Source organism: Streptomyces sp. NPDC001348, assembly GCF_053597535.1.
This window is the reverse complement of the sequence record NZ_JBSFIK010000006.1, coordinates 247,491-274,041: the sequence shown is the minus strand read 5'-3', so window position 1 is coordinate 274,041 and position 26,551 is coordinate 247,491. Positions and strand designations below refer to the sequence as shown.

21 protein-coding genes and 2 pseudogenes are annotated in these 26,551 nt (G+C 71.2%); 11 read left to right on the top strand and 12 right to left on the bottom strand.

What is annotated here, in order from left to right; all coding sequences use genetic code 11:
* Nucleotides 1–182: 182 nt before the first annotated feature.
* Together ACWC21_RS09480 and ACWC21_RS09475 are read left to right on the top strand one after the other, a co-directional pair.
* Nucleotides 183–2,609 carry a SpoIIE family protein phosphatase gene (locus tag ACWC21_RS09480; RefSeq protein ID WP_450879800.1) on the top strand — a complete coding sequence of 809 codons (2,427 nt, stop codon included), beginning with the start codon at nt 183–185 and terminating at the stop codon, nt 2,607–2,609.
* Nucleotides 2,610–2,648: 39 nt separating this feature from the next.
* A complete protein-coding gene (locus ACWC21_RS09475; protein WP_450879798.1) occupies nt 2,649–4,727 on the top strand; it encodes a SpoIIE family protein phosphatase in 2,079 nt (692 codons plus the stop codon).
* 204 nt (nt 4,728–4,931) lie between these two features.
* On the opposite strand, the gene ACWC21_RS09470 is transcribed toward ACWC21_RS09475, so the two are convergent.
* The gene (locus ACWC21_RS09470; RefSeq protein WP_450879796.1) at nt 4,932–5,327 is read right to left on the bottom strand and encodes an SRPBCC family protein; all 396 of its coding nucleotides are present in this window, start codon (nt 5,325–5,327) and stop codon (nt 4,932–4,934) included.
* Nucleotides 5,328–5,412: 85 nt separating this feature from the next.
* The gene (locus tag ACWC21_RS09465; protein WP_450879794.1) at nt 5,413–6,588 is read right to left on the bottom strand and encodes an AI-2E family transporter; all 1,176 of its coding nucleotides are present in this window, start codon (nt 6,586–6,588) and stop codon (nt 5,413–5,415) included.
* Nucleotides 6,589–6,705: 117 nt separating this feature from the next.
* Here ACWC21_RS09465 and ACWC21_RS09460 point away from each other — a divergent pair, with 117 nt between their 5' ends.
* From ACWC21_RS09460 to ACWC21_RS09450, 3 genes are all read left to right on the top strand, one after another.
* Nucleotides 6,706–7,461: a hypothetical protein gene (locus tag ACWC21_RS09460; RefSeq protein ID WP_450879792.1), complete on the top strand. Its 756-nt coding sequence runs from the start codon at nt 6,706–6,708 to the stop codon at nt 7,459–7,461.
* 172 nt (nt 7,462–7,633) lie between these two features.
* Nucleotides 7,634–9,025: a protein kinase domain-containing protein gene (locus ACWC21_RS09455; protein WP_450879790.1), complete on the top strand. Its 1,392-nt coding sequence runs from the start codon at nt 7,634–7,636 to the stop codon at nt 9,023–9,025.
* A gap of 81 nt (nt 9,026–9,106) precedes the next feature.
* The gene (locus ACWC21_RS09450; protein ID WP_450879788.1) at nt 9,107–9,997 is read left to right on the top strand and encodes an SDR family oxidoreductase; all 891 of its coding nucleotides are present in this window, start codon (nt 9,107–9,109) and stop codon (nt 9,995–9,997) included.
* A gap of 34 nt (nt 9,998–10,031) precedes the next feature.
* Here the strand turns inward: ACWC21_RS09450 and ACWC21_RS09445 are convergent, their stop codons facing one another.
* From ACWC21_RS09445 to ACWC21_RS09430, 4 genes and pseudogenes are all read right to left on the bottom strand, one after another.
* A complete protein-coding gene (locus ACWC21_RS09445; protein ID WP_450879786.1) occupies nt 10,032–11,510 on the bottom strand; it encodes a glutamate--cysteine ligase in 1,479 nt (492 codons plus the stop codon).
* A 170-nt stretch (nt 11,511–11,680) separates the two neighbouring features.
* Nucleotides 11,681–13,258 carry a carbohydrate-binding protein gene (locus ACWC21_RS09440; protein ID WP_450879784.1) on the bottom strand — a complete coding sequence of 526 codons (1,578 nt, stop codon included), beginning with the start codon at nt 13,256–13,258 and terminating at the stop codon, nt 11,681–11,683.
* Nucleotides 13,259–13,467: 209 nt separating this feature from the next.
* Nucleotides 13,468–14,439, bottom strand: a complete 972-nt coding sequence (gene pip / locus ACWC21_RS09435; RefSeq protein ID WP_450879782.1) for a prolyl aminopeptidase — start codon at nt 14,437–14,439, stop codon at nt 13,468–13,470.
* A 17-nt stretch (nt 14,440–14,456) separates the two neighbouring features.
* Nucleotides 14,457–15,494, bottom strand: a pseudogene (locus ACWC21_RS09430) (endo-1,4-beta-xylanase); the annotation flags it as partial.
* A 264-nt stretch (nt 15,495–15,758) separates the two neighbouring features.
* On the opposite strand from ACWC21_RS09430, the gene ACWC21_RS09425 reads away from it, so the two are divergent.
* Nucleotides 15,759–16,685, top strand: a complete 927-nt coding sequence (locus ACWC21_RS09425; protein ID WP_450879780.1) for a hypothetical protein — start codon at nt 15,759–15,761, stop codon at nt 16,683–16,685.
* 374 nt (nt 16,686–17,059) lie between these two features.
* Here ACWC21_RS09425 and ACWC21_RS09420 read toward each other — a convergent pair whose 3' ends face one another.
* Nucleotides 17,060–18,595 carry a CYTH and CHAD domain-containing protein gene (locus ACWC21_RS09420; RefSeq protein ID WP_450879778.1) on the bottom strand — a complete coding sequence of 512 codons (1,536 nt, stop codon included), beginning with the start codon at nt 18,593–18,595 and terminating at the stop codon, nt 17,060–17,062.
* A gap of 55 nt (nt 18,596–18,650) precedes the next feature.
* Complete coding sequence (locus tag ACWC21_RS09415; RefSeq protein WP_450879776.1) at nt 18,651–19,049, bottom strand: DUF4440 domain-containing protein; 399 nt, start codon at nt 19,047–19,049, stop codon at nt 18,651–18,653.
* Between the two features lie 725 nt (nt 19,050–19,774).
* Between ACWC21_RS09415 and ACWC21_RS09410 the strand changes: the two are divergent.
* Nucleotides 19,775–20,089: pseudogene (locus ACWC21_RS09410) on the top strand (FAD-dependent oxidoreductase); the annotation flags it as partial.
* On the opposite strand, the gene ACWC21_RS09405 reads toward ACWC21_RS09410, so the two are convergent.
* Nucleotides 20,089–20,256, bottom strand: coding sequence for a hypothetical protein (locus ACWC21_RS09405; RefSeq protein ID WP_450879855.1), 168 nt, complete (start codon nt 20,254–20,256; stop codon nt 20,089–20,091). The pseudogene ACWC21_RS09410 and the gene ACWC21_RS09405 sit on opposite strands and share 1 nt — an antisense overlap.
* Nucleotides 20,257–20,528: 272 nt before the next feature.
* On the opposite strand from ACWC21_RS09405, the gene ACWC21_RS09400 reads away from it, so the two are divergent.
* Nucleotides 20,529–21,374 (top strand): RNA polymerase sigma factor SigF, encoded by an 846-nt coding sequence (locus tag ACWC21_RS09400; protein WP_450879774.1) that lies wholly within the window; start codon nt 20,529–20,531, stop codon nt 21,372–21,374.
* Nucleotides 21,375–21,461: 87 nt separating this feature from the next.
* Here ACWC21_RS09400 and ACWC21_RS09395 read toward each other — a convergent pair whose 3' ends face one another.
* Complete coding sequence (locus ACWC21_RS09395; RefSeq protein ID WP_389142747.1) at nt 21,462–21,608, bottom strand: hypothetical protein; 147 nt, start codon at nt 21,606–21,608, stop codon at nt 21,462–21,464.
* 359 nt (nt 21,609–21,967) lie between these two features.
* Between ACWC21_RS09395 and ACWC21_RS09390 the strand changes: the two genes are divergently transcribed.
* Entirely contained in the window at nt 21,968–22,813 is an 846-nt protein-coding gene (locus tag ACWC21_RS09390) for an SGNH/GDSL hydrolase family protein (RefSeq protein WP_450879772.1), read from the top strand.
* A gap of 19 nt (nt 22,814–22,832) precedes the next feature.
* On the opposite strand, the gene ACWC21_RS09385 is transcribed toward ACWC21_RS09390, so the two are convergent.
* Complete coding sequence (locus ACWC21_RS09385) at nt 22,833–23,285, bottom strand: SRPBCC family protein (protein ID WP_450879770.1); 453 nt, start codon at nt 23,283–23,285, stop codon at nt 22,833–22,835.
* Between the two features lie 200 nt (nt 23,286–23,485).
* Between ACWC21_RS09385 and ACWC21_RS09380 the strand changes: the two genes are divergently transcribed.
* A complete protein-coding gene (locus ACWC21_RS09380; RefSeq protein ID WP_388793265.1) occupies nt 23,486–23,656 on the top strand; it encodes a hydrophobic protein in 171 nt (56 codons plus the stop codon).
* A gap of 239 nt (nt 23,657–23,895) precedes the next feature.
* Entirely contained in the window at nt 23,896–24,690 is a 795-nt protein-coding gene (locus tag ACWC21_RS09375) for an SAM-dependent methyltransferase (protein ID WP_450879768.1), read from the top strand.
* An 89-nt stretch (nt 24,691–24,779) separates the two neighbouring features.
* Here ACWC21_RS09375 and ACWC21_RS09370 read toward each other — a convergent pair whose 3' ends face one another.
* Nucleotides 24,780–26,384, bottom strand: a complete 1,605-nt coding sequence (locus ACWC21_RS09370; protein ID WP_450879766.1) for an MFS transporter — start codon at nt 26,382–26,384, stop codon at nt 24,780–24,782.
* Between the last annotated feature and the right edge of the window lie 167 nt (nt 26,385–26,551).

The following is a 26,551-nucleotide window of genomic DNA, read 5'->3' as shown; positions in this document are numbered from 1 at the left end:
GTCCCCGCAAGAGGCCGCCGTGATGACCGTGACCGTGACACGGGTGGGCCTGACCACCGGAGCCCGGCGGCACTTCGCCGCGGGCCGACGGACCACCGAGTCCCGTGCGCACGGCGCGGCACGGCCCGACCCTCGGTGCGACAATGGGCTCGTGGGGGTCCCGCCCTGGATGGGACGTGCGTATGGGCGTCAGCCGCGCTCACGGCAGTACAGATCCGGCCGATCCGTTCGACATCGAGTCCGCGGCCGTGGTGATAACCGATGCCGACCGGCACATCGTCTCCTGGAGCCCCGGTGCCGAGCGCCTGATCGGCTACCGGGCCCGGGACGTGGTCGGACGTCCCGCGGAGTCCGTCGTGGCGGGCGGGGACCTCGCCGCCGCCGTCTCGGGCCTGCACCGGACGGAACGCGGCTGGACCGGTGTGCTCGCCGCCCGGCACCGCGCCGGTCACCCCGTCGACCTCTCGGTCCGGACCTGCCCCCTCCTCGGCGCCGACGGGCACCACGGCTGGCTGATCGTCGCGTGCGACGCCAGGGAACGGACGGAGTTCGAGTTCTTCGAGGCGGTCGCGCGGGGCCTGCTCGAACGGTCGCCCATGGGCATCGCCGTACTCGACACGGATCTGCGCCGGAAGTGGTCGAACCGTGCGCTGGCCGACATGGAGGAGGACCGGCCGGCCGAGCGGGAGCCGTCCGGCACCGCGGCCGACGCCGGTGGGCCGGCGCCCGGGGTGACCCGTCATGCCAGGCGCGCTCTCATCACCGGACAGCCCCAGGTCACCCTGGATCACGTGCCGCGCCACGGCATCTCCCGCCGGAGCCGGGAGCGGGACTTCAGGCTGCGTTCCTTCTTCCCCGTGCGGGACGCCGCAGGGCAGACGCTGGGCGTCTGCCTCGTCGCCCTCCACGCCACCGGCCAGGACTCGGCACGCGACCGGCTCACCCTGCTGAACGAGGCCAGCGAACACATCGGGACCACCCTGGACCTCGACCGGACGGTGCAGGAGCTGGCGGAGGTCGTGGTCCCGCGGATCGCCGACTTCGTGGCGATCGACCTCCTGGACGAGGTACGGGCGGAGGCGGACCGGCCCGGGGGACGCCAGCCGGGCGAGGCGATGCTGCACCGGGCCGCCCATCTGTCGATCCAGGAGGACCACCCCGAAGTGGTCGTGGACGTCGGAGCCGCCCCCCACTATCCGGCCCGGTCCCCGCAGGAACGCTGCCTGGCCACCGGCAAGCCCATCCGTGAACTCGTCAGCGCCACGACACCCTGGCTCGTCGACGACGCCCAGCGCTGGACCAAACTCATCCGGCTCGGCGTGCACACCCACCTGGTCGTCCCGCTGCGTGCCCGCGGCATCACCATGGGCGTGGTGACCCTGCTGCGCTGGAAGCACCCCGAGCCGTTCGACGAGGACGATCTGCTTCTCGTCGAGGAACTGGTGGCGCGGGCCGCCGTATGCGTCGACAACGCGCGGCGCTTCGCCAGGCAGCACCAGGCCGCGCTCACCCTGCAGACCAGCCTGCTGCCACCCGATCTGCCCCGGCACAACGCGGTCGAGGTCGCCTACCGCTATCTTCCCGCCGACACCGAGGCCGGCGTGGGCGGCGACTGGTTCGACGTCATCCCGCTCTCCGGGGCCAGGGTCGCCCTCATCGTGGGCGACGTGGTCGGTCACGGACTGCACGCCGCGGCCAGCATGGGACGGCTGCGCGCCGCCGTCCAGACCCTGGCCGATCTGGACCTGCCCCCGGACGAACTGCTCACCCACGTCGACGACCTGGTCGTCCGTCTGTCCGACGAGGCCGAGGCCGCCGCGCAGGGTCCGCTCGTCATCGGGGCGACCTGCGTGTACGCCGTCTACGACCCGGTCACCCGCACCATCGCGGTGGCTCGCGCCGGGCACCCGAGTCCGGCGATCGCCCACCTGAGGGAGCCGGTGGAGTTCCCCGACATCCCCGCCGGCCCGCCCCTCGGACTCGGCGGCCTCCCGTTCGAGTCGGCCGAGATAGCGGTGGAGGAGGGAAGCGTCATCGCGCTCTACACCGACGGGCTGATCGAGGCGTCGGACCGGGACGTCGACGTCGGTATGGAGCGTCTGTGCTTCACCCTGGCCCACCCCGACCGGCCGCTCGAGGAACTGTGCGACACCATGGTCCGCACCCTGCTGCCGGAACGCCCACGCGACGACGTCGCCTTCCTCATCGCGCGCACCCACGCGCTCAGCCCCGACCGTGTCGTCTCCTGGGACGTCCCGGCGGACCCCTCGGCGGTGCACGTGGCCCGGAACAACGCCGTCCGCCAGCTGGCCGTGTGGGGCCTGGACGAGATCGCGTTCACCACGGAGCTGATCGTCAGCGAACTGGTCACCAACGCCATCAAGCACGCGTACGGGCCGATCAGTCTCCGGCTCATCCACGAACGCGCCCTGATCTGCGAGGTCTCGGACGCCAGCCACACCTCCCCGCACCTGCGAGGCGCCCGCATCACCGACGAGGGAGGGCGGGGCCTGTTCCTCGTCGCCCAGATCGCCCAGCGCTGGGGCACCCGCCACACGTCCGACGGCAAGACCATCTGGACGGAGCAGCAACTGCCAGACGGTGCCTGACCCCGCCGGACCGCCGACCCCGCGGAAGGGGGGACCGGGATGACAGCGTCATCCTCCCAGCCCGGCCGTGACGCGTCCGAGCCCGAGGCCACCCGGCCCACCGGGCTGCTGGACATGCTGAGCGTCGCCGCGGTGGTCCTGGACACCGACGGGCGCATCGTGTTCTGGACCCCGCAGGCGGAGGAGCTGTTCGGCTACACCGCGGACGAGGCGCTGGGGCAGTACGCCGCACGGCTGCTGATACGCCCCGAACACCTCAAGTCCGTACTGAGCCTGTTCGCCGACGTGCTGGAGACCGGCCGCAGCTGGGCGGGCGCCTTTCCCGTCCGGCACAAGAACGGCGACAACCGCCTGATGGAGTTCCGCACCATGCGGCTGCTGAGCGACCTGGGCGACGTCTTCGCCCTCGGTATCGCGGCCGAACACACCGTGCTGCAGCGCGTCGAGACCGACCTGGCGCTGTGCGACCGGCTGATCAGCCAGTCCCCGATCGGCCTGGCCCTGCTGGACCCCGAACTGCGCTACCTCCTGGTCAACCCCGCACTGGAACGCATCGACGGCATACCCGCCGAGGACCACATCGGCCGCCGCCTGCGCGAGACCCTGCCCTTCTCCGACGTGGGGACGATCGAGTCCGCGCTGCGCCAGGTGCTCACCACCGGCACGCCGCTGCTCGACCAGTACCATGTGGGCCGCCCCCCGACCGACCCCGACCAGGACCACGCCTGGTCCCTGTCCTTCTACCGTCTGGAGGACCCCGGCGGGCGGACCCTGGGCGCGGCCGCCTCCGTCGTCGACGTCACCGAGCGGCACCGCGCCGCCACCGAGGCCGACCGGGCCCGGCGCCGTCTGGCACTCATCGCCGACGCGTCGACCCGCGTCGGCACCACACTGGAGGTCGAGGAGACCGCCCACGAACTCGCCGACATAGCCGTCCCCGACCTCGCCGACGTGGTCGCCGTGGACGTCCTGGACGAGGCGCTGGCCTGCCGCCGCACCCGCAAACCGGCCGGCGGCCCGGAACTCTTCCGTGCCCTCGCCCTCCGGGCGTCCCACCCCACCGTGGCCCTGCGCGCCGCGGACCCTCCCGGCGACCTGGCCGCCTACGACGGGGACCGACTGGTCACCCTGTGCGTCCACACCGGCAGACCCGTCATGGTGAAGCACGTCGAAGAGAAGGATCTGCCGCGCATCGCACGCGACGCCGAGGCCGTCACGCTCCTGGCCCGTGCCGGTGTCCACTCCTATCTCGCCGTGCCGCTGGTCGCCCACGGCGAGGTGCTGGGCGCCCTCGACCTCAAACGCACCCGCAACCCGCTCCCGTTCGACGAGGACGACGTCGTCCTGGCCGGCGAGCTCGCCAGCCGCGCCGCCGTCGCCATCGACAACGCCCGCTGGTTCCAGAGCGTGCGCAACACCGCCCTCACCCTCCAGCGCAGCCTGCTGCCCGACCACCCGCCGCACCACACCGGACTGGAACTCGCCTCCCGCTACCAGCCCGCCCAGGCCACCAGCGAGGTCGGCGGCGACTGGTACGACGTCATCCCGCTGGCCGACGACAAGACCGCGCTGGTCGTCGGCGACGTGATGGGCAACGGCATCGACGCGGCCGCCACGATGGGCAGGCTCCGCACGGCCACCTGCGCCTACGCGGACCTGGACCTGGCCCCCGACGCGGTGCTCCAGCACCTGGACAAGATCACCTGCGATCTGGAGCACTACATCGTCACCTGCCTCTACGCCGTGTACGACCCCAGGACGGGGCAGTGCCGCCTGGCGAACGCCGGGCACATGCCCCCGGCGCTGGCCCGCCCCGGCCGTCCCGCCGTACTGCTCGACCTGCCCGCCGGAGCCCCCCTGGGCGTCGGCGGCATCTCCTTCGAGATCACGACCACGTGCCTGGACCCCGGCGACCTCCTGGTCCTCTACACCGACGGTCTCGTCGAAACCCGTCACCACTCCATCGACGACCGCCTGAACCTGCTCCTCAGCTTCCTCGACGAGCCCCACCGCCCCCTGGAGGAGACCTGCGACCTGCTGCTGTACGGCCTGCGCCACCCCGACGACCACGACGACGTCGCCCTCCTGGTGGCCCGTGCGCGCGAGGGCACCCCTTAGTGCCCCGGCAGGCAACGTTCGCCCCGTCGCGACGCCCGGCACGCTCCCCCAGAGGGGGCACCCCCACTCGCCGCACCGGCCGAAAGCCCAGGTACATCCAGTACGAGGACTTCCGGCCGGCACTCCCCCAGCCTTCGGCCGGGGGACCCCCAGAGCACGCACCGGACGCCGCTCCTTCACGGGCGAACGTCGCATGCCGGGGCACTAGCCGGCCCGCAGCTGCTGCTCCAGCCGCTCCAGGCTGTTGTCGAGGGCGTCGCGGGCCGCCTGCTCGCCCGGATCGTGACTCTCCTCGAAGAACGACAGGTGGACGGTCACCTCGCTGGCTCCGCTACCGATACCGGCGACCTGCAGCCAGCCGGCGTAACCGCCCTGTTCGCGGGTGCCCCACTCGATGCGCATCTGATCGCGTTCGGTGCGCAGCAGCGCCGAGGTGTCCTGGTCGGAGCGGTCCTCGTGCACGGTGACGGCGGGCGGATCCTCGGGCCGCACGTGCAGCGCGTCCGGCAGCCAGGCGTCGAGCCGGTCGACGTCGGCCGCCCGGTCGAAGACCTCCTCGGCCTGTGCGGGCATCGTGCGTGAACGTTCGTACTCTGCCATGGCGGCACCGTTCCTCGGCTCTGCTGTGTACCCCGCACGCGTGCCCCTTCCGGGCCGCCCGAAAAGTCCGGCGCCGGACCGGATCTCACGGCGGAGCCGTCCGCAGGGCGCGCAGCACCGACCAGACGACCGAGACGAACGGGACGGCCACGACGGCGCCGATCACACCGGCGACGATGCTGCCCGCGATGACGGACACCGCGACGACGAGCGGGTGCAGGCTGACCGCCCAGCTCAGCACCAGCGGGTGCAGCACATGGCCCTCCAGCTGCCCGATGACGACGATGAGCACCAGTACCGCTGCGGCCGTGAGGGGACCGCGCCCGGCCAGGGCGACCACCGTCGCCACGCCCAGCGCGATCGGCGAGCCCACCAGGGGCACGAACGTGGCGAAGAACTCCAGCAGGGTCAGCGGCAGCGCGAGAGGTACCCGCAGGACGAGCAGGACGACGCCGACGAGTACGGCGTTGGTGGCGGCCACGATGATGATGCCGCGGGTGTATCCGGCGAACGTCCGCCAGGCCGCGTGCCCCGCCAGGTCCCACCGCGGCCGGGCCCCACGGGGCAGGAACTCGTCCCGGGCCCAGGCCCACAGTTTCTCGCCGGAGTGGATGAAGAAGAGGGAGGAGAAGAGCGCGAGCACTCCTGCGGTGACCAGCTCGACGACCCGGCCGAGTCCGCTGACGGCGCTGCTGAGCAGTCTCGACCGGTGCGTGTTGACGTAGTCCGTCACCTGGCCCTGCAGATCGGTCAGCTTGCCGGGGCTGAGCCGGAACGGAGGTCGCCGCAGCCACAGTTCGATCCGGTGGACGCCGCCGCGGAACTCACCTGTCAGTCTCGTCGACTCGCCCGCCACCGCGTTGCCGACGAGGGCGAGCAGTGCGAACAGCAACAGCATGCTGCCGACGAGGGCGACGACGACGCTCAGGGGCCGGGGAAGCACCCGGTTCAGCAGGTCGGCGAGGGGCCGCAGCACCGAGGTGACGACGAGCGCGAGGAACAGGGACACGGCGATGAGCTGGAAGCGGCCGAGGACGGTGAAGACACCGTAGACGACGATGCCGACGACGATGAGACGCCAGGCGTAGGCCGCGGCGACCCGCAGGGACGGCACCGTCCGCTCGGCCGGCGAGAGGAGCGCCGGGCCACCACGTGAACGCGCCGGGAACCGCACGGAGTGCGCCGGCCGGCTGCCCAGCACCGTACGGCCCGCCCGGCGTCCGCGGCCCCGCCCGGCCGTTCGCCCGCCCGTATCGGCCACGCCGTCTCCCACCTCCCCTCCGTTTCTGACCACCGGTCATCTCTGAAGCACGGTAAGGGCAAGCCGGCCGGCCGATGCGGCGCAACGCGCGAGTAAGGCCTGCCCTATGCTTCGGCCGTGACTGTCAACGCGGCGCTCGCCGACATACTCGACCGTGATGCCGCCGGGACGGAGGCGGACCGGCTGCTCGCCGCGCTGGTCGACCACGGAGTGTTCGTCCCCGTCCGGGAGAACGGCTCGGTGCTGTTCCTCCGCGGCGAGGACGGCGCTCCGGCCCTGCCCGGCTACACCGGCGAGGCGTGTTGCGCGGAGCGGTTGCCGCAGGCCGCGGCGGCGGTCCACTGCGATGCCGTGCGGCTGCTGGACATCGTCGAGCAGACCGGCGTCACGTCGCTGGTGCTCCACTCCGACCGGGGCTGGGCCGGCGTGCCGGTACCCCTGCTGTACCGGACCCTCCGCGGGCGCGGCCGCCAGGCCGCCGGCGAGGAGCTGCGGCTCACCTGGTCCAACCGTCCCGTGGCGGTGGCCTTCCGGGACGCGCTGGCCCGCCGGGTGCGTGAGTTCCCGGCGGTCCGTACGGCGTGGGTGTCGCAGGCGCGGTGGACCGGCACCGGCGTCGAACACCTGATGCTGCACATCGCGGTCGACGAGCAGCTTCCGTCGGCCTCCGCGCAGCGGCTGATGGAGACGCTGCTCGCCGAGGAAGTGGTGCTCGGCGAGGGCGACCCCAAGGTGGGCATGCTCGCGCTGAACACCGTCACGCACGCCGAGTCGATCGCCGAGCTGGAGTCGCTGGCACTGGACACCGTGCGCCTCGACCACGCCACCGGGCGCGTCGAGGTGGTCTCACGCGAGTACGACGGCCCGCGGTAGCGCGACAGGCGCAGTCGGACCGCCGGAACCGGCCCGGTGACCGGGGCTCTGCGTCGGCCCTCCGTCCCGGCGTCCGAGGCCCGCCAGGGATAACGTCGCCGGTCCAGGGAACGCGGACGTCTCCGGCCGGATTCACCGGCCGGAGAAGACAACCGTCCGTCAGGGAGAACACATGCCAGTACGCCGTTGGTCCGCGGGGCCGGAATCGCCCCTTCGGGGCGCGGTGCTGGCCGGCCGTTACCACTTGGACGCCCTGCTCGGCCGCGGCGGCGCCGCCGATGTCCACGAGGGCTTCGACCTCCAGCTGAAACGGGCCGTGGCGGTCAAGGTGTTCCGTACGGGCAGCGACACACAGACGGAGGAACGTTTCGCCGAGGAGGCCCTGCTGCTGGCCCGTCTGCAGCACCCGGGCCTTGTCACCGTCCACGACTACGGACGGGACGGGGGCCGGCCCTTCCTGGTCATGCAGCTGCTCAAGGGGCCGACACTGCGCGCCCGCACGGCTTCGGGCGTTCTGCCCCGGGACGAAGTGTGCGCCACAGGTGCGGCGGTGGCCGAAGCCCTCGCCCACGTGCACGCCGCCGGGGTGGTGCACCGCGACGTCAAACCGTCCAACATCCTCATGGACGAGGCGGGCAGCCCCCACCTGACCGACTTCGGCATCTCACGGCTGATCGACGCCACCGTGCACACCGCCACGGGAGCGCTGGTCGGTACCGCGGCGTACCTGGCCCCGGAGCAGGTCATGGGCCGCGAGGTGGGACCCGCCGCGGACGTCTACGCCCTGGGCCTGACCCTGCTGGAGTGCCTCAAGGGACGGCTGGAGTACGACGGCGCCCCGCTGGAGGCGGCGATCGCCCGCCTGCACCGCACCCCGGTCGTACCGGCCTGCCTGGATCGTGATCTGTCCGGTCTGCTGCAGGCCATGACCGCTCTCGACGAGAGCGAGCGCCCCGATGCCAAGGCGTGTGCCGAAGCGCTGGCCGCCCTGCTGCCGGGCGGGCCCGGCACCGCGCTCCCGGCAGGGGCGTACCACCGCGTCCGGATGGACACCGGTGGTGTCCCCGCCCGCGCCGCAGATCCCGGGCCGACGGGAAAGATGGCGGTCCCGAGGCAGGTGCCCGCCGCCCGGCGACGCGGTGGACGGCACCTGGCGACGGCCGGGGCCGCCCTGGCCACGCTGCTCGGCGTCACCCTGACGGGATCGATCGGTGGCCTGGCGGGCTCCGGGGACACGACTGCCTCGGGTACGGGCGGTCACGCACCGACCGCTCCGGCCACCGAGCCGTCGAGCCCCCACTCGGCGCCGGCACACCGCACGACACCGGCCCCGGAGACCTTCGCCGGGCAGCCGCCGAAGGAGCCGTCCGGCACCGCTGCGGTCGGGCCCACCACGGTCCTGGGCGCGGAGCAGGGCCCCGACCCGGAGACGGCGAAGGCCCGGACGACGGTGGCCGACGCGCGGCCGGGGGCCGGCAAGCACAAGCCGCCGCCGAAGCGGAAGAAGCCCGGGAAGCCGGGTCCGGCCAAGCCGGGTCCGGCCAAGACGGGGAAGCAGCACTGAGAATCCTGCCGGAGGGCTTTCGGCGGACGCGATCCGGGAACCCGGTCGCCTGTCCGACCGCCCGAGAGACAGGAGGCCGCCGTGACGGATGAGCACAACGCCCAGCAGGATCCGACCACACAGCACCCCCGCCCCGACTTCCCCTCACAGGACCAGCCGCATCCCGGCTGGACCGGGCCGATGGACCCGCCGCCGGACCACGGTGAGGAGTCGTACCGCGGCTCGGGCCGTCTGGAGGGGCGGAAGACCGTCATCACGGGCGGGGACTCCGGCATCGGACGGGCCGTGGCGCTCGCCTTCGCCCGTGAGGGCGCCGACGTGCTGTTCACCTACCTCGAACAGGAGGAGGACGAGGCCCATGAGACGTCCCGTCTGGTGGAGGACGCGGGCCGCAAGGCGGTCGCCGTCTCCTGCGACATCCGCGAGGAGGGCAACTGCCGGGCGCTCATCGAGCGGGCGGTCGCCGAGTTCGGACGCGTCGACGTCCTGGTGAACAACGCCGCCTACCAGATGTCCCAGCCGGACGGCATCGAGGCGATCTCCACCGAGCAGTTCGACCGTGTCCTGCGCACCAACCTCTACGGGATGTTCTGGCTGACGAAGTTCGCCCTGCCGCACATCCCGGAGGGCGGCAGCATCATCAACACCACGTCGGTGCAGGCGTACAAGCCGAGCCCGCACCTGCTGGACTACGCGACGACGAAGGGCGCGATCGCCACCTTCACCCAGGGGCTCGCCCAGCAGCTCGCGGACCGTGGGATCCGGGTGAACGCGGTCGCACCCGGCCCGGTGTGGACCCCCCTGATCCCCGCGACGATGCCCGAGACGGCGGAGTTCGGCAAGCAGAGCCCGCTGGGCCGCCCCGCGCAGCCGGCCGAGCTGGCTCCGGCGTACGTGTATCTCGCCTCCTCACAGGCGAGCTACATCACCGCGGAGATCCTCAACGCCACCGGCGGTACCCCGCTGCCCTGACGGGGGTGCCCCGGGCGAGGGCGGTCGCCGCTGCTCAGTCGACCGGCCAGGTGTGGGCAGGGGCGTTGAGATGCATGTAGTCGATGTACTGCCGGGTCGTCCGCCGCAGGGCCTCGTGCCGGCCGGTACGGGTGGCGGCGTCGATCCGGTGGAACATCTCCTTCTGCCAGACCGCCCCGTTGCGGCCGGTGACGCACCGCTGCTCGATCACCCCGAGCAGCGGCTCCCGCCAGGCCTCGTCCATGCCTGCGCGCATCAGTCCCCGGTGCGCCAGCGGCAGCAGCCGCCGCAGTACGAGTTCGGACGCCGGTACCTCGCCCATCCCGGGCCAGTACAGGCGGGCTTCGATGCCGTGCCGTGCCGCCGCGTGCAGGTTGTCCTCCGCGGCCGAGAACGACATCCGCGACCACACCGGCCGTTCCTCCTCCACCAGCGCGCGGGTGAGCCCGAAGTAGAAGGCACCGTTGGCGAGGGTGTCGGCGACGGTCGGGCCGGCGGGCAGCACACGGTTCTCCACCCTCAGGTGGGGCTTGTCGTGGGCGACGGCGTAGACGGGGCGGTTCCAGCGGTAGATGGTGCCGTTGTGCAGGGTGAGCTCGGCCAGTTCGGGGATGTCGCCGCGGTCCAGCGTCTCGCCGGGGTCCTCCTCGTCGCACAGGGGCAGCAGCGCCGGGAAGTAGCGCACGTTCTCCTCGAACAGGTCGAAGACGCTGTTGATCCACCGCTCGCCGAACCAGACCCGGGGCCGTACCCCCTGCACCTTGATCTCCTGCGGACGGGTGTCGGTGGCCTGCTCGAACAGCGGGATGCGGGTCTCGTGCCACAGCTCCTTGCCGAACAGGAACGGAGCGTTGGCGGCCAGCGCCACCTGGATGCCGGCGATCGCCTGGGCCGCGTTCCAGTAGTCCGCGAACTCCTCCGGGGAGACCTGCAGGTGGAACTGGGTGCTGGTGCACGCGGCCTCCGGGGTGATCGTGTCCGCGTAGGTCCGCAGCCGGTCGACGCCGTCGACCTCGATGAGCAGGTCCTCGCCCCGGGCCGCGAAGATCTGGTCGTTGAGCAGCCGGTAACGCGGGTTCTCCGACAGTGCGGCCTCGCCCATGTCCTCGTGCCTGAGGGTGGGAAGGATGCCGATCATGATCAGCCGGGCGCCGACCGACCTGGCGCGTTGCTCCGCGTGGTTCAGCGCGGCGCGGATCTCGGACTCCCAGGCGTCGGGTCCGCCCGCCGTCAGCCGGCGGGGCGGTATGTTGATCTCGAGGTTGAACCGGCCCAGCTCGGTGGACCAGGCGGGATCCGCGATCGCCTCGAGCACGTCGACGTTGCGCATCGCCGGTTCCGCCCGGTCGTCGACCAGGTTGAGCTCAATCTCCAGCCCCACCTGGGGCCGCTCGGACTCGAACCGTGATTCGCGCAGCATCTGCGCGAACGCGTCGAGGCACGCCTGCATCTTGGCCCGGTACCGGCGGCGGTCCTCACGAGTGAAGACCAGCGCCGGGACGTCGCGTCCCATCGGCCCTCCCGGTTTCCCCTCGGACACCTCTCCACCCAGCGTCGCACCAGCCGGCGCCCCGGACCAGGCGGGGCCGTGCGGAGGGGCCGTCGGCCGGGGGACCGGCGTCGGGCCGCGTGGATTCGCTTCGGGCGGCCCGCCCGGGTGCCCCGGACGGACCGCCCGCGGAGCTACGGCGTCACCGGAGTACCGCCGAAGGTCACCACCAGGTGTCCGTCCGCGGCGAAGGACCAGCCGAGGGCACCGCTGTACGAGGAGCACCGGGGGCCGTTCGAGCCGGTCCAGAACTGGTTCGAGCTGTCGGCGTCACCGGTCGTCTTGTCGTTGGACCCGCTGACGCCGAACCGGCACGAGGTGTTGTTCCGGAACACCGAAGTGCCCTTGTCGAACGAGAAGTTGCGTTCGGCGTTGTCGATGCCGACGTTGTTCGAGATGGTCATCCTCCCCGGGTTGCTGTTGTAGGTGAACCCGTGATGGCCGTTGTGGTAGGCGATGCTGTGCTGGACGACGTGATCGACCGCGATGCCGTCGCCGCCGAGCTTGTATCCGTTGCGGTCGCCGTTGGCGTTCACGGTGCCGTCGGAGAGGGTGCCGTTGTTGTACGAGAGGGAGTACTCGATGGTCACCGGTCCGATGGCGCCGGTGTCGGTCTTGGTGTACAGGTCCCAGCCGTCGTCGATGTTGTTGTGGGAGACGTCGTAGCGGAACACGTTCCCGGTGCCGGTGGTGAGCTTCGCCGCGAAGCCGTCGGCGTCCTCGCCGTCGGAATCGGCGTTGTCATGGGACTCGGAGCTCAGGACGAGGTTGTTGGACGGCCACTGGCCGCTCGGAGTGCTGGAGGCGATCCGGCCGAGCTGCAGCCCCGTGTCGCGGTTGTACGCCGTCACCGTGCGCTCGATGACGTTGTTGCTGCCGCCGACGTAGATCCCGTTGTCGCCGGCGTGCTCGACGGTGATGCCGTAGACGTGCCAGTACGAGGCGTTCAGCTGGAGCCCGCGGTTGGACGGACTCTCGCTCTGGGCCGAGAAGTTGAGCACCGGGGTCTCGCCCGGGTAGGCGGACAGGGTGGTGCGGGCGCCGGCGGTGCCGTCGGTACCGGCCGGGACGGTGACCGTCGAGGAGTAGTTGTACGTACCGCCGCGCAGGTAGATCGTCCCACCGGGCGCGACCCGGCTGATCGCCGAGGTGAGCGTGGTCGGCGCGGACTGCGTCCCGGCCGCCCCGTCGGTGCCGTTCGGCGCCACGTACAGTGCGCCGCTCGTCGGCGGGGTCGTGCTGCCGCTCGTCTCCACGTCGAGGTAGTCGATGTTGGGCAGGCCGCCCGAGGCCGTGGGGGCCAGGCGGACGGTGTTGCTGCCCGCCTTCAGCGACACGGTCAGGGTCTTGGTGGCCCAGGCCGACCAGGCGCCCGTGGCCTCGAAGGACGGGCTCTGCACGGTGGATCCGTTGACGACGAGGTCGGCCGGCCGCGCTGCGGTGGTGCCGTTGGCGAAGCGGACGTTCAGTGTCGCCGTGCCGGCGGTGGCGGCGTTCACGGTGAACTGCGCATAGGCGCCGGTCGCGTTGGTCCCGTTGCAGAATCCGCTGCCGGAGAACCCGGTCCAGTCGGAGTCGACGCTGCCGGTGCAGACGGCCGGGGAGCTCTCTGCCTCGTAACGCGCGGACGCGGCCTGCGCGTCGGTGCCCGACAGCGCCACGAGGGTGCCTGCCAGCAGGCCGACGGACGCGATCACTGGTCTGAGGTGCATCGTTCGTCTCCAGGTTGTGTGCGGCAACATGGGTCTGTTCGAGTGCGTGAACGCGTCCTGCGGCCGAGTGTCCACCACTCCGGGCAGAAAGCGCTTTCCGGAGACGCTAGGGAGGTGTCATGCGTGCGTCAATAGACGTGCACGTGATTTAATTTCATGATGATGAACGAGCCGGGAGGGTGTGCCGGCTGCCGAACGGGGACGGGCCGTCAGTGGGCGTAGCGGTCCGTCGCCGCCACCAGCGCGTCCACCACACCAGGCGCGCCCATCGTGTGCCCGACCTCGTCCACCACGACCAACTCGCTGCCGGGCCAGGCGTGATGGAGACGCCACACGGTGCCGAGCAGGTTGCCGAAGTCGAGGCTGCCCTGGACCAGGGTGCCGGGGATGCCCTCGAGGAGGTGCGCGTCCCTGAGGACCACCCCTTCGTCGTTGCCCGCGCCCAGGAAGTGGTCGTTGCCCCAGTAGTGGGTGACGGTCCGGGCGAAACCCGTGCGGAACAGGGGGTCCTCGTAGCGGGCGACCGAACGCGGCGGCGCCGGGATCGTCGCCGTCTCCCAGTCCGTCCAGGCCCGCGCCGCGCGTGCCCGCACCGCCGGGTCGGAAGACTCGATCAACCGGTTGTACGCGGCCGCGAGGTTGCCGTCGCGTTCTCCCTCGGGCAGTTCGGCCAGGAACTTCTCGAACGCCTCGGGGAAGATCCGGCCGAGTCCTCTGGTCAGCAGAGCCACCTCGGCGTTCGATCCGGTCCCGACCGCCGCGAGGACCAGTTCGGACACGGCCCGCGGATGCGTCTGCGCGTACCGCAGCCCGAGTACGGACCCCCACGACACGCCCCACACCAGCCACCGCTCGATTCCGAGGTGCCGGCGCAGCAGCTCCAGGTCGGCGACGAGGTGGGCCGTCGTGTTGACGCTCATGTCGGTGTCGTACGCGCCGGCATGGGGAGTGGACCGCCCGCAGCCGCGCTGGTCGAGGAGCACGATGCGGTAGGCGGCCGGGTCGCAGTACCGCCGGAACCCCGCGTCGCACCCCGAGCCGGGCCCGCCGTGCAGCATGACCGCGGGCTTGCCGTGCGGGTTCCCGCAGACCTCCCAATGGACGCGATTGCCGTCCCCGACATCGAGCATGCCGCTGTCGTACGGCTCGGTCTCCGGGTAGAGGTCCGCGGGAACCCTCATGGGCGGGCTCAGCCCCTCGTGCCGCGTGTCGCCGCCGTACCGCTCAGAGCGGTCAGCGTGGACTGGTACGCGGGCTTCTTGTTGCCGTTGCGGTCGAACAGCAGCGGGTTGTCCCCGCTGCGCCAGGAGTCGCTGTCCCGGATGCCCCAGACGGTGATGCCGGCGCAACGTGCCACCCTCATGCACGCCTTCACCGTGTTGGCGTACGCCGCCGCCGGTGCCTGGGCGATGTCGAGCTCGGTGAGCTGCACGTCCACGCCGAGGGCGGCGAAGTTCGACAGCGTCGTCTGCAGGCTCGCCGGCGGGCCGCCGGTGCCGAAGTGGCTCTGGAAGCCGACGCAGTCGATGGGGACGCCCCGCGACTTGAAGTCGCGGACCATGCGGTAGACGCCCTGCGTCTTGGCGTCGCTCCAGTTCTCGATGTTGTAGTCGTTGTAGCAGAGCTTGGCGGACGGGTCGGCCGAGCGGGCGGTGCGGAAGGCCTGCTCGATGAAGCCGTCACCCAGGACGTTCTGGAACACCGAGCTGCGGTGCTGACCGCTGCCGCCGTCGGCGAACGCCTCGTTGACGACGTCCCACGCGTACACCTTGCCCTTGAAGTGGGTCATCTCCTTGGTGATGTGATCGTTCATCACACTGCGCAGGGTGTTCGCGTCCCTGATACCACTGACCCAGCCGGGCAGTTGGGAGTGCCAGACCAGGGTGTGGCCGCGTAAGCGCTGTCCGTGGGCCGTGGCGTGGCTGACGATCCGGTCGGCGGCGCTGAAGTCGAACGAGCCGCGGGACCGTTCCGTGGTGTCCCATTTCATCTCGTTCTCCGGGGTGACCATGTTGAACTCGCGGTCCAGGATGGTCGAGTACGTGGTGTCGCCGAGCTTGCCCGATGCCACCGCGGTACCGAAGTACCGGCCCGACTGGGCTGCTTGGGCGCCCAGCGTGCCGGCCCGCACCGCGGGGGTGGCGGCGGTCGCCGTCCCGGCCCCGGTGAGCGTGGCCGCCACGACCAGGCCGAGGGACAGGGCGCGGTGCCGGCCGGGGGGCTTCAAGTGTTTCATGGCTCTCCTCGTGCGGTCGGGTGCGGGGTGAGAGATACGAGCTTCCGACTGTCTTGATCAGGCCATGACATTCGGGCTCTTCGAGGACTAGGAGGCTGCCAAGGACACCGGTGGGCGTCAATGGTTCTCGCATCATTCGTTCCCGGGCTCGAAATGTTTCGAGCGTCCTGAGGCCACTCGTGTCGTCCCGCACCACCTTCTGACTGTCCGTTACGCTCGGTCTGTGACCAGGGGCCAGGCGCGCCGACGGAGGACGAACCGGCCGTGATCGACCGCGAACGCGTCATCAGAACCCTGACGTTCTGGCTGCGCCCCGCCTTCGTGCTGCGCGTGATCTACCGCTTCCAGCGGATCGTCGGGTTCGATCGTTCGATGGCCCTGGCCTCCAGCGCCCTGACCGCCCTGATCCCGCTCGGGATCCTCGTCGGCGCCGTTTTCGGCAACGCTCTCGGCCAGGACATCTCGGACGCGATCATCGGGTGGTACGGCCTCAGCGGTGACGGCGCCGAAGCGGTCCGGGATCTGTTCTCCCCGGCCGGGGGAGGGTCCGAGAGCGTCGGGGCGGTCGGAGCCGTGTTCCTGGTGATCTCCGCTCTCAGCTTCGCACGGGCGGCACAGCGGCTGTTCGAGCAGGCCTGGGAACTGAGACCGCTCAGCGTGCGCAACACGCGGAACGGTCTGTGGTGGCTCCTGTCCGTCAGCTGCTACATGGCGATCAGCGGGTGGATCCACGCGGCCCTGTCCGGTGGGCGGCTCGGTCTGGCGGCCGTGGCGTGCGAGGTGCCGTTGACCGCCGCGTTCCTCGTCTGGAGCGGCTGGATCCTCTCGGCGAAGCGGATCGGCGGCAGGGCCCTGCTGTCGTTCGCCGTCGTCGCGGCGGTGCTGATCGCCGTGTATTCGCTGGGTGCCTCCGTCTATCTGCCGCGTCTCTTCGACACCTACGTCTCGCGGTACGGAACCGTCGGCGCGGTTTTCGCCATGATCTCGGCGCTCTTCGGGGCCATGTTCGTCATCGTGGTGTCGGCAGCGGTGGGAAGGGAGGTCCGTGACGAGCTCGTCCGCATCCGGCAGGGGCTCAGACCGTCCGAGAACGAGATCCGCCGGGAGTGGGACAACGTCGTCGAGCAGACGCGCTCACAATGGCGCAGCGCACGCGAACAGCTTCCCCACCCCCGGCCCAGGCACCAGTGACCGCGGCCCCGGGGGCGTCACCGATCAGCGCGCCGGGGTCGTTCGAGGCCTGCGCCCGGTCCGGCACTGGTCACTGGGCCCCGGGCGGCGCGCTGCCCCGCGCGGGACGCGTGTGCGCGGCTCACCGTCGGTCCAGGCGCCGGCGACCCCGGGCCCGGAGTCGCCTCCGCGAGCCCGGACTGGTGACCGCCGGCCCCGGCGAGCGTCCGGTCGGCGCAGTGCCGTGCGCGGGAGCACGTCCGGGATCGACGCCCGGCCCCGGACCTGGTGGCATCGCCCCGGGGGCGTCTCGGGACAGCGCTGGAGCATGCCCGGAGGCCGTTCGAGGCAAGCGCCCCCCGGCACAGGCGAACCTGGACCGCGGATGCGACCGGTCAGCGCAGCGCCTTGCGCGAACGTGCCTTCGAGGCCCGCCGCCAGACCTCCGGCAGGTCCTGCTCCCGCGTGTGCGATGCGGCCCGCTCCTGACCGTGCAGCAGTCCCCACGTGAAACCGGGCTCGCCTGCCGCGTGAGCCGCGACGGCCAGCCGGCGGAGCATGTCCCGGGCCACGGCGCTGTCGTGCTGGTCGCCGCACACCTGCTGTACGGCCTTGACGCGCTTGCCGAGGCGCCGGGCCGGTTTACCGAGGGCGGGACGGGCAGTCTCGGCGGTGTAACGCAACCGCTTGGCTGCCTTGCGGGCCTGGTGCAGGGCGGCATCGCGGTCCGGCCCCGGGGGGAGCTCCAGGGCGCGGTCCATCCGTCGCCGCAGCCGCTCGAACTCCTTGAGCAGGGCTTTGGCCATCACCTTCTTCGGCTTGCGGGAGGCCTTGGCGCGCAGCGGCGGTCGATCGCTCAGCCCGGTCAGCCGCTCCAGCAGCGCGAGGTAGCGTGCCGAGGCCAGCGCGTCGAGGGTCCGGCGGCGGGCCGCGTCCCCGCGCGCCACGTCCCAGGCCCGCAGACGTGCGGCGACCGGGCCGAGGACGAGCTCGTCGGGCAGTTCCCGTACGCCCGCGGCCAGGCGGTCGGCCAGCACCTCGTGGTCGCGCTCCTCGCCCAGCTCACCGGCCAGCCACCGCAACTCACCCCGGAGCGGGTCGACCGCCTCGCGCTCCAGGACGGAGCGGTGGACGCGCAGGGCGCCGCGCAGTCGGCGGCACGCGACGCGCATCCGGTGCACCGAGTCGGCCGTGCCGCGACGCACCGCCGGGTCCAGATCCACCAGTGCCCGGACCTGGGCACTCAGATACGCGGACACATGCTCGCCGACCGAACCGCGGGCGGCCTCCGTGGTGCGCGGTTCCCGGCCGGCGTACCCGGCCGGTGCCGTCTCGGCCAGTGCGCGGGCGAGCTTGGACGGCGCGGGCGCGCGGTCGACGCCGTTCTTGCGCAGCACCTTCTCCACGTCGTCCAGGAGCGCCGGGTCGGCGCCCTCGGCGAGCTCCACCTCCATCTCCGTCCACACGGCGTGCCCGCCCTCCTCGAGGAGGGAGTCGGCGCGGACGGTGTCCAGGCAGATCTCGGCCAGCACGCCGCCCTCGGCATCGGCGAGCTCGCGCACGGAACGGGTGGTGCGGATCCGCACCACCGGCCGCAGCGGCGCACCGAGCGTCCGGGACAACACCAGCTCACGCAGTTCCCCGGGCACCTCGTCGGCCGGCGGACAGCGGATCTCCTCGCGGCTGTCGCCGGCCAGGGGCAGTTTGAGATGCCAGCCGGCGTCCGTGCCGCCCGTCCTCTGCCGCAGTGTCGCCGACCTGCGGGCCAGCCGCAGGTCGGCGGTGTCGTAGTAGACGGCGTCCAGGTCCTGGATGCCGCGGTCGTTCAGGGACGCGGCGCTCTTCACCCCGGCCAGGGCGGACAGCCACGCCATGTCGTCCGCAGCCGGTGCCGCGTACTTGCGTTCGATCTCTCGTGTCGACTGGCCCATACTGTCCACCTTGACGCGATCGACCACGTCAAACCCGAGGAACGCACCCGAGGACTCACGGCTGGTCGTGCCAGGCGACCGCAGAGATCCGCCAGCCCGCCGAGGTGCGGACGAACTGCAGGGTCTTGTTCCCGTCACCGCTGAACGCCGCACCGTCCAGCCGTCCGGACTTGCGGTACGTGCTGAACCGCGAGGCGATGTCGCCGGCGATCCTCGTCTCCTCGGACGTCTCCCACTCGTGGAACTCGACCAGGCGGCCATCGGCCAGCAGGCGCCGACGGGGCTCGATGAACTCGTCGACGGTGTACACCGCGAATTCCGGGCCGGTCCTGACGATCACGCTCGTCGGGAGCATCAGCCGGCGTATCCGTGCCACGTCGGCCGCCCGGCCGCCCCGGTTGTCGAAGGCGGCGAAGAAGTCGGCTGTCACCAGGTCGATCTCGGTCTTGGACATGGCGCGAGCCTAGTAGTGCTTCGCTCGGTCCTGGGCAGGACGCCGCGGCGCCGGAGGCCGTCATGGCCGGCATCCGTGTTCCGCGCAACGGGCCCCGCCGGACCGAGGGTCCGACCGGACGCCGTCCTGGGCGGACCGCGGTTATTCGTCCCGCGCCCTCGGAAGCCACCTGGGTCGGCGCGGGATCCGCACCGTCGTTCCTCGGCCCTCCGACCAGGCCGTCGGACACCGGCGGCGGGCCCGGCGGTCCGGTCCCCGATGCCGCCGCATACGAACAACGCGACCGGGCCGAACGCTCGGACTTGGTGCCCTTGTCGGCGCCGAAGCTGTCGGGCAGCCGCCTTGGCCGTGTGACGATCGGCGAGAGAGGGCCGCACCGCCTCGGGAAGGCTGCTCGGTCAGCGGCCGAGCCAGGCGAGGGCCGCCACCGCCATCGCGCTGACTCCGGTGCATCGCCGACCTGGGCATCACCCACATCGGATTCAAGGACATCGGTGTCGGCCCCCGCACCCTCGCCCAACTCCACACCCGCATCAGGGACATGGGCGCCACCACCTGGCTCGAAGTCGTCAGCACCCACCGGGACCAGGCTCTTTCCTCCGCGCGGACGGCCACCGAACTCGGCGTCGACTGGCTGATGGGCGGCACCTGGATCGAGGAGACCCTCAGCCTCCTGCACGGCACACCCATCGGCTACCTGCCCTTCGCTCAGCGCGGGCCTGCACGTGGGCAAGTTCGTCGGCGGCCTGGCAGACGCCGCCGAACGCGCCGGTGCCGAGATCCACGAGCGCAACGCGGCCACCGGCCTCACCCGCCTCCCCGGCGGTGGCTTCCTGGTGGAGACCCTGCACGGCACCGTCCGTGCCAAGCAGGTCATGGCGGCGACGGACGCCTACACCGACAGGTCGATGCCGTGGTTCCGGAAGCGGCTGATCAACGTCGGCAGCTTTATCGTCGTCACCGAGCCGCTGGGGGAGGCACGCGCCAAGGAGCTCATCCCGAACGGCCGCCTGCTCGTCGCCCACAAGAACGTCGGCCACTACGTCCGCCTCAGCACCAGGGAACCGGCCCGCAGATCGGTGATCGCCACCACCCGCAGGGCGAAGCCCAGCTCCTCGGCCAGGCGCTCCCCGCTGTGGGACACGAGCTCGGCAAGCGCGCGATTGACGCCGCCGAATCCGATGAGGGCGAGATCGTACCGTCCCATGAGATCACTCCTTCGCAGTCCGCCGCCTTCACGGTGCGGCTGCTCAGAGCGTCGCTCGTGTGCCTGTCACCTGCGCCATGCCGCAATGGCCACGACGCATGCCGATGTGCTCCGCCCTGAGCCGATTCGCCCACGCCATCTCCGGCAGCACCGTCGGCGCTCCACGCACGCGGCAAAGTCGACGTGCCGTGCATATCCGCTGCGGACCCGGGTAGCCGCGGCTCATCGGCAGTACGAACGTACGTCGGACATTTCGGCATGGGGAGGGGCATATGACGGCCGCGACGGTGAGGAACGCCGGTCCGCAGACAGTGGTCGATGTGCCGGAGGTCGCCGACCCTTCGGCCGTGGCGCCGAAGGACGCCCGTGAACTCTCCCGGCTCTTCTTCGACCGGCTGGCGGTACTGGAGGAGGGCACGCCCGAGTACCAGCACGCGCGCAACACGCTGATCGAGATGAACATGTCCCTGGTCCGCTACGCGGCCGGCCGGTTCCGCAGCCGCGGCCCGGAGGAGATGGAGGACATCGTCCAGGTCGGCATGATCGGGCTGATCAAGGCGATCGACCGGTTCGAGCTGTCCCGTGAGGTGGAGTTCACCTCCTTCGCCGTCCCCTACATCGTCGGCGAGATCAAGCGGTTCTTCCGCGACACCTCCTGGGCCGTGCACGTGCCCCGCCGACTTCAGGAGGCCCGCGTCCAGCTGGCGCGCGCCACCGAGGAACTGCGCAGCCGCATGGGCCGTACGCCGACCGCCAAGGAGCTGGCGGAGCTGATGAGCCTCACGGAGGACGAGGTCATCGAAGCCCGGCTCGCCTCGAACGGGTACAGCGCCGCCTCCCTGGACGCCGCGATCAACAGCAGCGAGGACGGCGAGAGCGTGCTGGCCGACTTCATCGGCGCGGAGGACGCGACGCTGGGGCTCGTGGAGGACTTCAACTCGCTGGCTCCCCTCATCGCCGCGCTCAGTGAGCGCGAGCGGCAGATCCTGCACTGGCGATTCGTCGAGGAACTGACCCAGGCGCAGATCGGCGCACACCTCGGCTGCTCCCAGATGCACGTGTCCCGCCTTCTTTCCCGCACGTTGGCCCGACTGCGCGAGGGACTGCTCGCACAGTAGGTCTGCCGTCCGGCATCGGGCCGGTCTCCGGGGGACGTCGCCCCGCCGGAGACCGGCCCGTTCGTCTTCCGCCGCCGGCGGCCCGAGTCAGCCACGCCCCCGCAGTTTGCCCAGCAGCCGCTGGGCCTGGGCCCGTCGCCGGGGGTCGGCCGCCGCGCGGCGTACCTGCTCGGCCGTACGCCGCCCCTGGGGGCTCCTGGCGAATTCCTTGATGCGCTCCACCACACCCGGCATGACATCTCCCTCTCGTACTGCGGACTTTGCCTTTCCCTGAACTTCGGTTACCCCGTGCAGGGACGCTCAGCCCCGTCACCCGTCACCTGCGGGATCGAAGAAGTGCCGTCAACAGCGTTGACGCGGTGTCCAACCGGCCGCACATTACTAATCGGTAGGACGTGCGGTCACCCCACGCGCCGTTCTCCGCGGTCGTCGGCGTGTGCGCCCTGTGCCCACGGCGCGGCCGTCGGCACTTCCCCCTGCCCGAGCCGCTGAACTCTCGCCACCAGCACGCCCGCGGGGCACCGCCGTGCCCGAACCAGCCGCGTCCGCTTCCGAGAAGAGAGCACACGCCGATGCATGCCCTTCATAGTGTCATGACCGCGACAATGGCAGCCGTGGGTGCCGTCGCACTCAGCCTCGCCGCCCCGGCCGCACACGCGGCCGCGCCCCTGGAGTACGCCGCCCTGGGTGACAGCTACAGCGCCGGCTCCGGCGTCCTGCCGGTGGATGTCACCAACCTGCTGTGCCTGCGCTCCACGGCGAACTACCCGCACGTCGTCGCCGCCCGGACGGGCGCCGCGCTGACGGACGTCAGCTGCGGCGCCGCGCAGACCAAGGACTTCACCGGGGCCCAGTACCCCGGAGTGCCGCCGCAGCTCGACGCCGTCGGACCGGACACCGGCCTGGTGACACTGACGATCGGTGGAAACGACAACGGCACCTTCATCAACGCCGTGCTCGCCTGCGGTTCGGCGGGGGTCTTCAGCGGCGGACGGGGCAGCCCCTGCAAGGACCAGCACGGCAGCTCGTTCGACGAGCAGATCGACAAGGACACCTATCCCGCGCTGCGGACCGCACTGCGCAGCGTCCGGGCGAAGGCGCCGAACGCCCGTGTGGCCGTGCTGGGTTACCCGTGGATCGTGCCCGCCGACGCCGACCCGTCGTGCTTCGCGAAGCTGCCGGTCGCCTCCGGTGACGTGCCGTACCTGCGGGGAATCCAGGCGCACCTCAACGCTGTCGTGGAACGCGCCACCGAGGAGACCGGCGCCACCTTCGTGGACTTCTCCCAGGCGTCCGAAGGTCACGATGCCTGCAGGCCGCCCGGCACCCGGTGGATCGAACCACTCCTGTTCGGCACCAACATCGTCCCCGTCCACCCCAACGCCCTCGGAGAGTCGAGGATGGCTCAGCAGACCCTGAGCACCCTCGGACTCGGCTGACTCCGACGACCTCGTCGGGTCAGACCTCTCCGCGCCACGCGCCGGTCTCCAGACCCCCGCGCTCTTCGATGAACCCCTTGAACCGCTTGAGATCGCCGGTGACCTGCCGCTTGACGAAGCCGAGCTTGTCACCGACGGTCTCGGCAACGCCCTCGGGGGCCACCTCCATCTGCAGCATGACCTTGGTGCGGTCCTCGCCGAGCCGGTGGAAGGTGACCACGCCGGCCTGCCTGGCCTCACCGCTCACGGTGGTCCAGGCGACGCGTTCGTCGGGGACCTGCTCCGTGATCTCCGCGTCGAACTCACGCTGCACACCGCCGACCTTGGTGACCCAGTGGGTCAGTGTGTCGCTGCGCTGCTCGATGCGCTCCACGCCGTCCATGAACTCAGGGAAGGTCTCGAACTGGGTCCACTGGTTGTAGGCGGTGCGGACCGGGACGTTGACCTCGATGGATTCTTCGACCTGGGACACGATGGTGTTCCTCCTTCGATTGTCGGGGACCAACCGGGTTCCTGGCTGCACGCCGGATATGCCTGCCGATCGGGACGGGGCGTCACGTCGTGTCGTGAAGGAACTCCAACCGGTGCCCGTGGAATTGGTGAAGAAACCCGGGAAATCGACTGTGTGTTGCCCCAATTGCCGGGCACCAGAAGCGGCGGAGGTTGATAAACATGGTTCCCCTGCTTCTCGTTCTGCTGCTGGCCCTGATCCTCTTCGGCGCGGGTTTCGCGCTGAAGGCACTGTGGTGGATCGCGGTCGTCGTGCTGGTCGTCTGGCTGCTCGGCTTCGTCGTGCGCACCGCGGACACCGGTGGCCGCAAGGGCCGCTGGTACCGATGGTGACGCTGCGAGTCAGCACATCAAGACCGTGGGCCCCGGGCGATTCCGGGGCCCACGGTCTGTGGTGTGACGCCAGGCCGTCAGCACATCTGTTACCAACCACGGACGATCCCGGGGGCGTTGGGTAGCACACCGACCGGCCGTACCCCGAACCACCCGCGCCCGTCCGCAAGTTGGTGTGGCAAACTGCCGGGATCCGCAGCGGTCGGGGACCGTGGTGGGTCCGTCGAGAGGAGCGCAGCGTGACACAGGACGGTGTGAGGGTCGAGATCGACACCAGCAGGCCGCACCCCGCACGGATCTACGACTACCTCCTGGGCGGCAAGGACAACTACGAGGTGGACCGCAGGGCGGGCGACGAACTCGCCGCCGCGGCCCCCGAGGCGCGCAGCGGCGTGCGGGCCAACCGTGCCTTCCTGCGCCGCGCCGTCCGGTACGTGGTGGGCAGTGGCGTGCGCCAGATCCTCGATGTCGGCACCGGGCTGCCCACCCCGCCGAACGTCCACGAGACCGCCCAGGAGGTGGCGCCCGGCGTGCGCGTGGCGTACGTCGACAACGACCCGATCGTCAGCGCGCACGCCAACGCGCTGCTCAGCCGCTCCGGCACGACCGGCGTCGTGCTCGCCGATCTGCGCGACCCGCAGGCCATCGTGGAACATCCCGACGTCCGCCGGGTCATCGACTTCGACGAGCCGGTCGCCCTGCTCCTCGTCGCCGTCCTGCACTTCCTCACCGACGCGGAGGAGCCGGCGCGGATCGTCGCCACCCTGCGCGACGCACTGCCGCCCGGCAGCTTCCTGGTGCTCTCGCACGCCACGGGCGACTTCGCCGACCGCAGCGGAGCGGAGGCCGTGTACAGCAACGCCACCGCCACCCTGAACCTGCGGACCCGCGCCGAGGTCGAGCGCTTCTTCGACGGGTTCGAAGTGGTCGAGCCCGGGATCGCCCAGGTTCCGTTCTGGCGCCCCGACACAACCCCGCCGGCCCGGTCCGGCGAGATCGGCTTCTACGGCGGTGTAGCGCGCAGGAACGGCTGAACGACATGACCGCGTTGCCAGGGGAAGGTCCAGGCAACGCGGTCATGTACCGATGTCGAGCCGCGTCGGCCGTGCGGGCGCGGCCGTCCTCACACCACCGCGGGCTGCTCCTCCGCGGCGATGCCGGCCGCGGTCTGTTCGTCGCCCTTGCCGCGCAGGGCGATCAGCGACAGGAAGCAGCAGGCCAGGGCGGCGACGCCGCAGACCACGTAGCCGATCGAGTAGCCGTGGCCGAGGGCGTCGAAGGCGATGGGTGAGGCGCCCCCGGGCGGAGAGGCCGGGGGAACCGAGTTGACCGCGAGCGGTCCGCCCTCGGCCGCGACCTGGCCGGCGGCCGCCTTGACCTGGGTGCTCAGGCCGGAGGCGGCCAGCTTCTGGTGGAACTCGTCGGCCGCGCGGCTCAGGGCGATCGCCCCGATGACGGCGGGGCCGAGCGTGAAGCCGAAGTCGCGCAGCAGGCTCGTGGAGGCGCTCGCCATGCCCGCGTAGTGGACGGGGACCGTGTTGACGGCGGTCACGGTGATCGAGGAGACGGTGAGCGCGAAGCCGATGCCGACCAGGCCGAGAGGGAGGACGAGTGAGGTCAGGGCGCGGTCGTCGACCGGCATCGTGGCGGCGACGAAGTCACCGGCGGCCATCAGCGCGAGACCGGAGCCGAGTACCCAGCGCGCGCTGACCCGCTCCAGCAGCCGGGCGGTCACCGGCAGCAGCACGAACGTCCAGGCGTTGAGGAGGACGAAGGCGAAGGAGCCGCGCAGCGGGCTCTGGTGCTGGATGGGGCCGAGCCGGATGCTGGTCGCGTAGGCGGTGCCGAGGTAGCTGAACATGCCGACCACGGCCACGAACGACGCCACCGCGAAAGCACGGTTGGTGAACAGGTCCAGGCGCAGCAGCGGCGCGTCGGAGCGCAGCTCGGCCACGATGAACAGACCGATGAAGACGGCGGCGACGGCGTACGCGATGACCACCGGAGTCGCGGTCCAGCCGTCCGACGGGCCCTGGATCACCGCGTACAGCAGGGCGAACAGGCCGACACCGATGGTCACCTGCCCCGCGAGGTCGAGGGAACGGCCTTCCGGAGCGCTGGAGTTCTGCGCGAGGAACTGGCTGAGCAGGGTGCTGACGGCGGCGAGCCCGGTCACCACGATGAAGGCCCAGCGCCAGGAGCCGTAGTTCCCGGTCACTCCGCCCAGGACCGGGGCGACGATACCGCCGCCGGACAGGCACGCGGCCCAGATCGCGATCGTACGGGCCCGGTCACGGGTGGTGTGGGTGCCCGCCGCGATGACCGCGAGCGACGTGGGGATCAGCGCGGCCGCGCCCAGTCCGGCGATCGCCTGGCCCACCCAGAGCATGTGGATGCCGTTGCTGGCGGCGGCCAGGGCCTCACCGACGACCAGCAGTGCTCCGCCTCCGACCAGCAGATGCTTGCGTCCGAAGAGGTCGCCGAGGACGCCGAAGGTCAGCTCCAGGACGGTGACGGGCAGCAGGAACGCGTCCGATATCCAGGTGAGCTGGGAGCCGACCGGGTGCAGGTCCTCCTGGAAGAGCCCGTTGAGGGTGGCCGGCATGGCGAGGGCGATCTGGGCGAGCAGGACGGCGAAGCAGCCGGCCACGAGGGTGCCGACGGGCAGGCCACCGGACGCCGGCCGGGCGGCGGTGGAGTCGACTTGGGTGCGCGTTTCTGTGGACACGTGGGGCTCCCCTTTGAGCGGCGGAGATGCGAGGTATGCGCGGCAGGCGCGAGAGCTGCGGGGACGACGGCGCCGGGAACGCGATGAATGTAGGGCAGTTTTTCGACCACGGTCAATAGAGTGCCCAATGTCGATCGACGTGGGAGCGATGCGGTGGGTGCGCGGGT